11 protein-coding genes are annotated in these 12,012 nt (G+C 50.0%); 5 read left to right on the plus strand and 6 right to left on the minus strand.

Features of this window, described 5'->3' with window-relative positions; genetic code table 11:
- Window positions 1-36: 36 nt before the first annotated feature.
- Both ABJU74_RS10605 and ABJU74_RS10610 read left to right on the plus strand, forming a co-directional pair.
- Window positions 37-1,002 (plus strand): sterol desaturase family protein, encoded by a 966-nt coding sequence (locus ABJU74_RS10605; protein ID WP_348384181.1) that lies wholly within the window; start codon window positions 37-39, stop codon window positions 1,000-1,002.
- Window positions 936-2,522: a GMC family oxidoreductase N-terminal domain-containing protein gene (locus tag ABJU74_RS10610; RefSeq protein ID WP_348384182.1), complete on the plus strand. Its 1,587-nt coding sequence runs from the start codon at window positions 936-938 to the stop codon at window positions 2,520-2,522. Before ABJU74_RS10605 ends, ABJU74_RS10610 begins: the two co-directional genes overlap by 67 nt.
- A 10-nt stretch (window positions 2,523-2,532) precedes the next feature.
- Here ABJU74_RS10610 and ABJU74_RS10615 read toward each other — a convergent pair whose 3' ends face one another.
- Entirely contained in the window at window positions 2,533-3,621 is a 1,089-nt protein-coding gene (locus ABJU74_RS10615) for a hypothetical protein (protein ID WP_348384183.1), read from the minus strand.
- Window positions 3,622-3,811: 190 nt separating this feature from the next.
- Between ABJU74_RS10615 and ABJU74_RS10620 the strand changes: the two genes are divergently transcribed.
- The 3 genes from ABJU74_RS10620 (at window position 3,812) to ABJU74_RS10630 (ending at window position 5,982) form a co-directional block, all read left to right on the plus strand.
- Entirely contained in the window at window positions 3,812-4,534 is a 723-nt protein-coding gene (locus ABJU74_RS10620) for a hypothetical protein (RefSeq protein ID WP_348384184.1), read from the plus strand.
- Window positions 4,535-4,606: 72 nt separating this feature from the next.
- Window positions 4,607-5,443 carry a S1/P1 nuclease gene (locus ABJU74_RS10625; protein ID WP_348384185.1) on the plus strand — a complete coding sequence of 279 codons (837 nt, stop codon included), beginning with the start codon at window positions 4,607-4,609 and terminating at the stop codon, window positions 5,441-5,443.
- A 257-nt stretch (window positions 5,444-5,700) separates the two neighbouring features.
- On the plus strand, window positions 5,701-5,982 hold the full coding sequence (locus ABJU74_RS10630; RefSeq protein ID WP_348384186.1) for a hypothetical protein: 282 nt from the start codon (window positions 5,701-5,703) through the stop codon (window positions 5,980-5,982).
- Between the two features lies 1 nt (window position 5,983).
- On the opposite strand, the gene ABJU74_RS10635 is transcribed toward ABJU74_RS10630, so the two are convergent.
- From ABJU74_RS10635 to ABJU74_RS10655, 5 genes are all read right to left on the minus strand, one after another.
- On the minus strand, window positions 5,984-6,892 hold the full coding sequence (locus ABJU74_RS10635) for a haloalkane dehalogenase (protein ID WP_348384187.1): 909 nt from the start codon (window positions 6,890-6,892) through the stop codon (window positions 5,984-5,986).
- Window positions 6,893-7,090: 198 nt separating this feature from the next.
- A complete protein-coding gene (locus ABJU74_RS10640; RefSeq protein WP_348384188.1) occupies window positions 7,091-9,346 on the minus strand; it encodes a M3 family metallopeptidase in 2,256 nt (751 codons plus the stop codon).
- 182 nt (window positions 9,347-9,528) lie between these two features.
- The gene (locus tag ABJU74_RS10645; protein ID WP_348384189.1) at window positions 9,529-10,266 is read right to left on the minus strand and encodes an enoyl-CoA hydratase/isomerase family protein; all 738 of its coding nucleotides are present in this window, start codon (window positions 10,264-10,266) and stop codon (window positions 9,529-9,531) included.
- A gap of 123 nt (window positions 10,267-10,389) precedes the next feature.
- Complete coding sequence (locus ABJU74_RS10650) at window positions 10,390-11,007, minus strand: PEPxxWA-CTERM sorting domain-containing protein (RefSeq protein ID WP_348384190.1); 618 nt, start codon at window positions 11,005-11,007, stop codon at window positions 10,390-10,392.
- A gap of 156 nt (window positions 11,008-11,163) precedes the next feature.
- Window positions 11,164-12,012 (minus strand): phosphodiesterase, encoded by an 849-nt coding sequence (locus ABJU74_RS10655; RefSeq protein ID WP_348384191.1) that lies wholly within the window; start codon window positions 12,010-12,012, stop codon window positions 11,164-11,166.

Raw genomic sequence — 12,012 nt, forward strand, 5'->3', positions numbered from 1 at the left:
CTAGACAGTCGCTAACATTCATGTAAATAGTCGGCTATGGAGAGCTTCCCTTCCCCAACCCTATGGGCCATTCCCTTTTTCGTGGTGACCTTCACAGCGGAATGGTGGTGGAGCCGACGCAATGATCGCATTCGCTACGAAACCAAAGATGCGATCACATCGCTGTCCTTGGGAAGTGGGAGCGTGGTTGCCGGTCTGCTCACTGGCGGCCTTGTTTTTGCCCTGGCAATGTGGGTCTATGGCCAGCGCTTATTTGATTTCCAGCTCAGTTGGGCCAATGCTCTTTGGGTGCTGCCCATGGCATTTATTTTGGATGATTTCGCTTATTACTGGTTTCATCGGACAGCCCATCGGGTGCGCTGGTTCTGGGCTGCTCATGTTATCCATCATAGCAGCCAGCACTATAATCTCACCACAGCATTGCGCCAGACTTGGACTGGCTTTTTCGCGCTCAGTTTCCTCTTTCGGATGCCGCTATTTTTCTTAGGATTTCCTCCGGCGTTGATCTTCTTTCTGGCCGGGATCAATTTGGTTTATCAATATTGGATCCACACGGAAGCGATTGACCGCATGCCGCGCTGGTTTGAAGCGGTGATGAATACGCCTTCTCATCATCGGGTCCACCACGCCACCAATCCGCGCTATCTTGATCGCAATTATGCCGGTGTCTTCATTGTCTGGGACAAAATATTCGGTACATTTGAACCGGAAACAGAGGCAGAGACAATTGAATATGGGATCATCAAAAACTTAAACAGCTATAATGTCCTCTGGGCCGCCTTTCACGAATGGATCGGAATATTTAAAGATCTTTGGTCGGCGCCGTGGCGTTACAAGATAAACTATTTGATAAAACCGCCAGGCTGGAGCCACGATGGCTCTCGCGAAAGCAGTGAAACTATAAAAAAACGCTGGGCGAAACAGGAGAAAAAATCATGGCAGAATATGACTTCATCGTCATCGGCGGCGGGTCCGCAGGCAGCGCAGTCGCCGGACGGCTGAGTGAAGATGGAAAAAAATCCGTTTGCCTGATTGAGGCAGGAGGAAATAACAACAACTTCCTGGTCAAGACACCCGGAATGATGCCTTTTCTTCTGAAAAACGCCAATTGGCAATTTGATACCGTTCCACAAAAGGGATTAAATGGCCGCATTGGGTACCAACCTCGCGGTCGCGGTCTTGGCGGATCCAGTGCTATTAATGCCATGGTCTATATTCGCGGTAACAAGTGGGATTATGACAACTGGGCTGATATGGGCTGTGCTGGATGGAGCTATGATGACGTCCTACCTTATTTCAAAAAATCAGAAAGCAACGAACGCGGCGGTGATGCCTATCATGGCGATACCGGCCCGTTATCAGTTTCTGATCAGAAATATTTAAACCCAGGCAGTATCGCTTTTGTTGAAGCCGCCCGGAACCTTCAAATTCCCATCCTTGATGACTTTAATGGCGCCAATCAAGAAGGCATGGGCATTTATCAAGTGACCCAAAAAGGCGGCGAACGATGGTCTGCCGCCCGGGCCTATGTTGAGCCGGGTCGCAATCGCCAAAATCTCGATATCAAAACAAAATCCTTGGTTGAAAAATTGCTCGTCGACAACGGCCGGGTCACCGGCGTTCAGATCAAACGTGGCCACAACCAAGAAAAAATCTCGGCCAAGGGCGCCGTCATATTATCTGCTGGCGCCTTTGGTTCGCCGCATATTTTGCAATTATCCGGGATAGGACCCGGCCAACATCTTCAGGACAAGAATATTCCGGTTGTGGCCGACAAAGCGGAAGTCGGTGCCAATCTCAAAGATCATATTGATTTTGTATCCGGCTATAAAACCGAATCCAAAGAACTGATCGGCGATTCTTTGGAAGGCACCGTGCGAATGGGTAAGGCGATTATCGAGCACCGCCTCAAACGCACAGGAATTATGACAAGTCCCTATGCCGAAGCAGGTGGTTTTTGGAGTTCAAATCCAGATGTACCGGCCCCAGACATTCAATATCATTTCGTCCCAGCGATGCTTGAAGATCATGGTCGCGAAAAGGTCAAAGGCCATGGCTTTAGCTGTCACGCCTGCGTGTTGCGCCCGCATAGCAAAGGCACCGTCCGGTTGCACAATGCCGATCCCACCGCACCGCCTTCTATTGATCCGAATTTTCTGGATGATGATCGCGATATTGCCACGTTACGCGCCGGTGTCCGTTATATGCAGCGGATCATGGAAGCGCCGCCGTTGACGGATTTTAAGCCGACCAACCGCCACCCTATCGATATGAGCGATGACGATGCATTGGATGCGCTGATCCGGGATCGGGCCGACACGGTTTACCACCCTGTGGGTAGCTGCCGTATGGGCCAAGATGATGATGCTGTGGTCGACAACAGGCTGAAGTTCAAAGGGTTAGATGGTCTTTATATTGCCGATGCGTCCATTATGCCGGAAATTATCAGCGGCAACACCAATGCGCCGAGCATGATGATCGGAGAACGGGCCGCAGATTTTATCAAGGAAGATTTTGCCTAAACCTCTATACTTAGGCCAGAATTGAATAACCTTCATCACCTTGACCGCGGCACATTTGTTTCGATATTCGCGTTTCAACACCATCTATGATCGCCACGTCAGTAATATTCAAACATTTGCGGCCATTGGGCTCTGTGTTCAGTGCGGTAACAGTGGATGATCCTGACACACCGGCTCGAGATGGGCTGGTCCATGCAGCGGTTGCGCCGACTTCTTCCTTTTCGGTCACTTTAACCGTTGCCGCAGCCGCCTCTTTCTGTTCGTCCTCGGTTAGCTGACAAGCAATTTCGCCAACCAGCACCGCTCCCGCTGCGCTCGAAATAATCGTTCCAATTTTACCAAGACCAGCAGCATTGCCGGCAACACCGCCAAGCAAACCGCCAAAAACACCGCCCCGTTTCTTAGCCTTTTTGCATTTTTGCGGCCCCTTGGACTTTCGCGCCGTTTTCGATTTTTTGGGCTTTTTGCCTTTTTCCGTTTCCTCTTCAACCGCAACATATTCCGGAACCGAATAGCCACCACAACCGGTGTTAAAGCAAAACCGGTCTTGGAGATAAGCGCGGTCTTGTTGATAGCGTGCTTCCAAGGTGCGATAGCTTGCCAGATTCGCTCCGTCTGGATCAGACGCACTATGCTCTGCGCGCATATTTTTGTAAAAATCATCTCTGCTCTGTGCGGAGTAAATCATCTTACCGGCAACCCTCTCGGTATATAGGGCCGAAATTTCATTTTGATGATCAATCATCCGCTGACGAAAAGGCGTTAGCACTTCAGCATAATATCGATCGAGCAAAATGGTGCAGCGATTTGTATCCTCTGCCTTGTCAAAGGGAGCGGCAATTTTTTGGAAATCCTCGCGGCAATCGGGATAGCCTTCATCGGTCAATAGCGGCGTTGTCGGCAAAATTGGTAAATCGGGTTCATCAACCACCGGCGCAACATAGGCGCGATCGGCTTCGGATAATGGCGGATCGTCCGACGATGACTCCGCAGAAACGGCCGAGCTGTCTTGATCTTGAGACAATGCCGGAACGCCCGCGATCGCGGAAAAGGTAAGAATGACTAGCGCAGAAAATATGCGTGAAATTTGAGTAGCCATCTGTTCTCCCTCCCGAATTTGGTAGCTTCAATCGATCTGCGCTGCAACCTTCACTATTCTCGGGTGTTAGTCGCAAGCGATGAAAAATCTGTTTATCGCGCCAATTCCAGCTTGTCTGTGAAATATCGCACTTCTTGTGAGAATATTAATGTTAGCCTATAATCATGCGTAGAGAGTAGAAAGAGTAGCTATGAAGCGTTTTTGTAAATCAATCCTCATGCTGGGCGCCATGTTCGCGGTGCAAGGCAATAGCGAAGCCGATAACCGGCTGGTCATGGACAAAGATAATCCGACTTGTCCAGCGGAACCCAATTGGACGAACAATACAAAAATGGTCCTCACACCGATTGAAAAAAATGAAACGAAGGTTTTGCTCGCGGAAGGCGTTGTCGACGTTGGATTGCCCGAGCGCCTGAAAAAAGCGTTGAAGGATAATCCCGATATTTCCGAAATTTGGTTGCGTTCGCCGGGCGGTCATGCGCGTGCAGGCAACGAAGCGGGCCGTATCATCCGGGAATTGGGCGGATTGATGATCACGCGTATTCCCGCCGGCTGGAGCTGTTTTAGCGCTTGCAACTTTGTCTTCATGGGCGGGCGAGCGCGCATCATTGAAGCGGATGGCGGCTTCATGGTGCATATGTTCACGATGACAGGCGATCGTAATGCGATTAACTACAGCATTGAAATGGGAACTGATTCCACGGTTGAATTGATCGGAGAAGTGGAACAGGAAAGTGCGTTGCTCGCTACAGAAGATAATGACTTTCTTATTCGCATGGGTGTTTCTCGTAAACTGCTGACAGACATAATGTACAAGCAAAAAGCGATCAAAACCGATGGCAAAGATCAATCCACCCGCCGTTGCCTGACCAAGGCGGAAGCGATTAAATATAATGTTGCGAATGTGGAATAATATCTAGGATTTTTCGATCGAGACAGGCACAGAATACACATTGGTGTAATTTTATTGGTGCATTGCTCGAACATGATCAAAAAAATCCTCTTTGTCGTTCTTTTCTGTGCATCCAGTCCGGCATGGGCCTGGGGATCTTACGCCCATCGCACCATTGGCGAAATTGCCGAGGCCAATATTGATCCCGTCACCAAGTCTCGCATGGACCAATTATTTCAAGCGGCCGCCTTATTGGGAACACCGCAATGCGATCTCAAAAATATCAGCGATGCCAGCGTCTGGCCGGATTGCATCCGCCGGGATCGGTTGCGCTGGGGCTATACCAGCCCGTGGCACTACCAAAATGTCGACATTTGCAAAGCCTTTGACCTTAAAAGCGCCTGCCGCAATGGCAATTGCGTTTCCGCGCAAATTGATCGCAATGCAGCGCTGCTCAAAGACAAGTCGCTGCCCCCACATATTCGGCTCGAAGCGTTAACCTTCTTGGTCCATTTTGTCGGCGACATGCACATGCCGCTCCACAGCGGCGACCGGAGCGACCGCGGCGGCAATGATGTCCGTGCCGCTTATGGAGCGATTAAGGGTCGGATGAATCTGCATTGGTTATGGGACGGTCCGCTCGCTGAACGCGCCATTTCCGACGGACCCAACATGGTGCGCCGCTATAGCGCTGAAGAAAAAGCAGATAAATCATTCGGAACAACCGAGTTTTGGGCGAAACAGGCATGGGAAATAGCCCGTGATTTCAGCTATCCAACCGCTGAGGACAAACCATCTTGCGGCCCCAAAATCACAGGGCGGGGGCAAATTGACAATGATGAAATCCGCGCCCTCATCCCGACCGTGCGACTCCAGATTGAAAGATCCGGTTTACGACTCGCGCGATTATTGGAAGAATCCTTGAAATAGGAAATTTTAACCAATTTTTAAGGACGTCTGTCAATATTTGACAAGTTTTAACAACTAAATTTTCCGTTATTTTCGGCTGTGATTCAACGGCTTGGGGATAGTTGTGCGATATGTCACGATAAAATGGCGGAAAAATACTATCTACATTCCTGTGAACCTCTATCTTTTCATCGCCGGAAAAAACCGGTTCACCGTCAATTCAGTAACCAATCTTAGTTTGCATGAGAATATTTTGGCAACCCAGAGAAGGAAGAACGATGTATTTATCCCCAAGATCATTCGTCAACCGTCCTCAAGACGTATTGGCCGAACCCAATAATCAGCAACACAGCGCAATTTTACAGCGCGGCTATCAACCCATGTATCATCTCGACATAGTCAATCGCTGCCCCGGTTGCGGCAAATCCCATTGGCATGTTGGCCGATTCAGCGCGGAATGTGCACATTGTGAAACGGCTTTGCCCTTAGCGATTGTGTCCAGCCAACCTATGGAACCCCGCTTCACCGAGAGCTTTAGCAAGACTGCGATGGCAGCCTAAGCTAACGGCCTCCGAAGGATTCCAACGCGGCCTTGGCAATGGGTTCTCCCCATTCCTGAACAAAATGGCCGCCACCTTCAATCATCATCGGTTCGGGGCAGCCGTTGATGAGTTGCCGCAATTTTAGCATGGCGGGCGGTCCGAGTACCGGATCGGCGTCGCCAATTGCCATGAAACTGTCGCCTTGCCATTCATCTTTCCAGAATAGCGCTGCTTTGGTGCTCACCTCTACGCCATCCATATCGGGTGATACGGGGACAAGAGCGGGAAATTTGCGTGCGCCCGCTTGGTAGCTGGGGTCTGGAAAGGGTGCGTCATAGGCCGCAATTTCCTGTTCGGTCAGATGCGGTGTGCCACTAGCAATTATCTGACCAGTTTTAAATTCCGGCGTGTTCAAAGCAAATTCTTTCCACGCGTTAAACCCATCTCCCGGCGTGCGGCCGAGTCCGAGGCCGGTGTTCATAACAATAAGCCGTGACAAGCGCTGTTTAAAGCCAGCATCGACGGGCAAAGTCAGGCCAATCAGCCCTCCCCAATCCTGCACCACCAAAGTGATATTTTGAAGATCGAGCCGTGCCACGAGAGCGAGAATATGATCCCGGTGAAAATCGAACGTATAGTCATCCAATTCTGTCGGCTTGTCCGAACGCCCGAAACCGAAAAAATCGGGCGCGACAACCCGCGCGCCGCTTTTGAGAAAGACCGGTATCATGCGCCGATAGAGAAAAGACCAACTGGGTTCGCCGTGCAAGCAGAGGAACACGCGATCAGCGTCGCGCGGGCCTTCGTCTATCCATGCTGCCCGAAGCCCGTCATATCCTGGTAAATCTTCAGCATAATGAACCGGATAGTCAAAGTCGGGGATGTCAGCAAAGCGTTCGTCAGGGGTACGGACGGCATTGATGGTCATAGCATTTCCTCTCAATAGTTTCGATTCGAAACCTGTCATTCTCCCAAACCGGGGTCAAGGCCAGATTATCGCAACAGCCGAAAAGAAAAACACACCCGTGTCGCCCGCCAGCAACTGGCTTTGGCGCGCCGACCAACGCCTTGTCGGAAACAAAAAAGGCGGCCCGCAGACCGCCTTTTTCGAAATTCTTAATGCAGCTTAGTCATTGCTGTTGCTTTTACCGCCACCGGCAGCTTCAGCGGTTTCTCCTGGCACTGGAAAGCCGCGCTTCTTGAGGATATATTTAACCTCTGGATCGCGCCCGCGGAATTGCCGATAGGCTTCCTTGCGATCGGTCTCATTCGCCGTTGACAATATGATCTTGCGGAACCGCTCGGCTGTGTCCTTGTCCCAGACATCGCCCGCTTCTTCAAAAGCCGCCCATGTATCGGCATCCATGGTTTCAGACCATAAATAGCTGTAATAGCCGGCGGAATAGGCATCGGATGAGAACAGGTGATTAAATTGGGGCAAACGATGCCGCATAACGATCGTATCGGGCATGCCAATTTCCGCTAATGTCTCCCGTTCAAATGCATCCGGGTCGGTGACCGGGTCTGTCCGATTGTGCAATTTCATATCAACAATCGCGGAAGACAGATATTCTACCGTCGAAAAGCCTTCGTTGAAGGTTTTCGACTTGTTGATTTTGTCCACCAATGACTGCGGCATCGGCTCACCGGTTTCGGCATGCTTTGCATAATTGTCGAGCACATAGCGCGTCAGCAACCAGTTTTCATTCACCTGACTCGGATATTCAACAAAATCCCGCGGCGTTCCGCCAAGACCGGGATATTTAATATCATAGTTGAGATAATGCAGCGCATGACCAAATTCATGGAACAAGGTTGATGCATCATCCAGGCTGATCAACGTCGGTGACCCCTCACCGCCTTTGACGAAATTGTTATTGTTGGACGCCAAGACGTAGCGGTTATTGCCACCCAATTCATATTGGCTGCGATAGGTAGTCATCCAGGCGCCAGAGCGTTTGCCGGCCCGGGCAAAATTATCGAGATAGAAAAGCCCAACCAATTTGTCACCGCGCCGCACTTCAAACGTCCGCACGTCAGGCTGGAATACCGGAACCGAACCGGTATTTTCGGTGAAGTCCATTCCATATAGTTTTTTCGCGGCATCCAACATGGCCTCAACCATATTATCCAGTTTGAAATAAGGTTTGATTTCCGCTTCATCGAGATCATATTTTGCTTTGCGCACCTTCTCCGCATAGAAGCGATAATCCCAAGGTTTGATCGTGATACCCGCGCTTTCCGCATCGGCAATTTCTTGCATATCGGCGACTTCTTCTTTCACGCGGGCCACAGCGGCAGGCCAGACTTGCATCATCAAGTCCATCGCAGTTTCCGGCTCTTTCGCCATTGTATCGGCCATCCGATAATGTGCATGGGTTTTGAAACCCAGCAAGGCCGCGCGGTCTGCGCGTATTTTCAGGATCTTGGCAATAGTGGCATTGGTATCATTGGCATCGCCATTATCGCCGCGATTAATATAAGCATTATATACTTTTTCTCGCAGATCCCGGCGTGTTGAATTTTGGAGAAACGGTTGCATAACCGATCGGGTGTTTTTCAATGCCCAACCTTCATTGCCTTGCTCTTTCGCCGCTTCGGCAATGGAAGCAATGAAGCTCGCTGGCAATCCAGCAAGTTCGGCTTCATCGGTAAGATAGATAAAGGTTTCTTCATCCGCCAAAACCTTGTTCGAAAACTCGTTAAAGGCTTTTGACAAATCCGTGCTGAGCGCAATCAACTTTTCCTTGTCTGCGCCTTCGAGCAAGGCCCCATTTCGTACCAAACCTTCATAGTCTCGTTCGACCAGACGCATTTGCTGGGCATCGAGACCGGCCGCTTCCCGCCCGTCATAAACCGCTTTATAGCGCGCAAAAATCTTAGGATCGAGCGTCAGTTGATTAAAGAAAGCGGAAATTTTCGGAAGCCATTCGCCTTGTATTTTACGCACTTCACTGTTGGACAAATTGCTGCTGTGCACGCCCCAGATCGCGAAAAGCTCATTCGCTTTATTGCCAGCCAATTCCAGCGGTACGGTCGTATTTTCAAAAGTTGCGGGCTCGGGATTATCGCGCACGGCAACAAATTCGGCCTTAATATCTTTCATGGTTTGTTCAAAAGCGCCTGGAAAATCGGATACCTTCACTTCATCCCAAGGCGGCACTCCATCATAAGGGCCGGTCCATTCCTGTAGAATTGTATTTTCTGATGAATCAGAGGTTTTCTTCATACCGCTATTCCCGTTCGCGCTCAATTTATTGAGCTCGGCTGTGGTCAACTTTTTTGCATGATCATCGGCGATTGCAGGACTGCTGCTGAAACCCAGCAACGCAGCGGTTGATACGCCCATGAAAAATTTGCGGCTTGAAACTGATAAACGCATAAATGTCTCTCCAATAGATAGGATTACGGCCCCTGTTCAGGACAAAAATCTCTGCACGCGCCCGTGCTCATGTCCCCGATACAATAACCGTGCATCAAAGGCAAAAAGGTTGCGGTTGAAATTATCTTTTAGACAAACAGCGCTTAGCCATCGATGAACGACCAGCCTCGAGATAATCGCCTCTATTTTTTGGTGAATGCGTTAATCCGGTCGTGCATATCCGGTCCAGTGCCTTCATTTTCCATGACTTCCCAAATTAAACCCGCATCCAATGGATCCGCATCAGTTGCCTCGAGCAACCGCTTGTTCGCGGCATGCGAAAAGGCAGAATTGGCCATTATTTGCCGGGCCAGAGTTTCTGTTCCTGTTTGAAAATCCGCGATGGGCAAAACCATCTCGGCCAATCCGATGCGCAATGCTTCCTCTGCCTTAACCGTTTCACAGGTAAACATAAGTTTTTTCGCCGTCGCGATTCCGACGCGGCGCGGCAAACGCTGACTCATACCCCAAATCGGCGTCAACGCCCATTTCGCATGGGTGTCACCAAATTTGGTATTATCCGCCGCCACGATAAAATCTGCCGCTAATGCCACTTCCAACGCGCCGGTGTAGCAATGGCTATGTACCGCGGCGATAACCGGCTTGGGCAGTTTTTCCATCATCCGCAATGTTTCGGAATGCCAGCCGCGCGAGGGCACCTCTTCGCCTTCGGAAATGTCATTGAGATCATGGCCTGCGGAAAAGCATTTCCCAGCACCGCGCAGGATAACGCATTGGACAGAATCGTCTTTGCGAATAGCCGAAATATGTTGGCGCAATTGTTGGAACAATCCAACGGTGAGTGAATTGAGCTTATCCGGCCGATTTAACGTCAAGATTGCCAGCCCGTCCTTATCTTCACGCAGCACCAACTCTGTCACATCCATTCTCCATCATCATGAGTTTTATGAATCCGACTATGTGCCAACATGCGCACAGATGCCAATCAAAAAGCCCCGCCAGATCGCTCTGACAGGGCTTTGTATATTCTGAATTTCGAAGGCTTAAGCGTAGCTGACTTTCACATTTGCCTTACGCTGACGACGCATGGCGCCTCCAATGGCACCAAAGCCAAAGATCATAAACGCCCATGTGGCTGGCTCAGGTACGGCTGCAGCAAGATTAAATGCTAAATCTTCAATGAGTATACCGTCTGATCCATCGAAATTTGGTTGATAAATTGCGAAACTCTTGATGCCAGGAGAAGCAAAGGTCAGGTCAAAAAAATCGCCTATTCCAAAATCACTTCCGGATACCGAGGTTGATCCGAGAAGAACATTGGATGCATCAAAAGCATCAATCTGCAAACCCGCTGAGCCGACATCAATACCGCGAAACGACACACTATCTGCCAAACCAGAAAATGTGCCGACAATAGCATCAGCCACCCCGAACTGGAATGTGCCGGTTGCTCGTATTCCTAAAGGACCGGAAGACCCTGCCAAACCAAAATTATCGGTAAACTGTGTATTGGAAAATGTGATGCCAAGACCGCTGTAGAAAGCGTCAACGCTCGCTCCGTCCGTGCCATCATCAAAATCGATCATCGTCAGCGCTTGTGCCGGTGATGCAAAAGCCACTGGAGCAGCAAGACATGCTGCCATATATGCTATTTTTTTCATAGTTGCCCCATATTATTGCAAATGAAGCCCTGACCGCGCTCCAAGATTAGTTCAAACCTAACAAATTGTTAACAGATTGTACGTGATTAAGCAATGAGTTTTGTGCACTGCACTATATTGTATCAAACCGACACATTACCATCAAAAACCAGCCGACTATTTGGGTCGCTCCGCCAACAAAGCCCGAACCAGAGGCTGCAAATTTTCGTCATAACGGGCGAGCATCACATGTTCCTCGGCTGTCTCGAAATGACTGACCAGCTGCTTACCATTCCACCAGTGAAGCGCGATGGCTGGCGGATCCGCGACAATCATGTTGCGACCGTCAGGATTTTCGGGGTCTATCGGTTCCAGATCAAAAGCAACTTGCGGTGCCGTCGAGGCGCAAATTGAAAGACTAGTGCCTTCAAAAGACGTTGAAATATTCCGATGCAAATGGCCAGTGATCATACCCTTGACTTGATCATGTCCGGCAATTGTGTCCGCTAAAGTCGATACCCAGGGTTCGCGCGGGTCAGTATTCATCCAAGCAATGCCGGATTCGACGGGTGGGTGATGCATAATCAGCAATGTCGGCTTGTTCTCGTCCTCCGACAGCCGATCGGCCAGCCATTTAGCGCGAACGTCACAAAAGGCACCGCCATGGCGTCCTTCCTCCAGCGTATCCAGAAACAACAAGCGCAGCGGCCCTGCATCAACTTCATATTGAACATAACCATCAACCATCGGCACATCGGGGAATTGGGTATGAAACGGACCTCGCAAGTCATGATTGCCGAGACACATATGCACCGGAAAAGGAAGATCAGCAAACGCCTCTTCCAACCGCATATAGCTATCCTGATCACCGCGATCGACCAGATCACCGGTTGCAAGAAGCATGTCAGGTCGCGGCGTCATATCGCACAAGACTTTCAACGCCTGATCCAGGCGTTTTCGGTTAAACTCCGACGGATTGTCGGGATCAAAACCCAGATGGATATCGGTTACCTGCGCCAAAAGCAT

The organism is Parasphingorhabdus sp. (genome assembly GCF_039982415.1).
GTDB lineage: Bacteria > Pseudomonadota > Alphaproteobacteria > Sphingomonadales > Sphingomonadaceae > Parasphingorhabdus.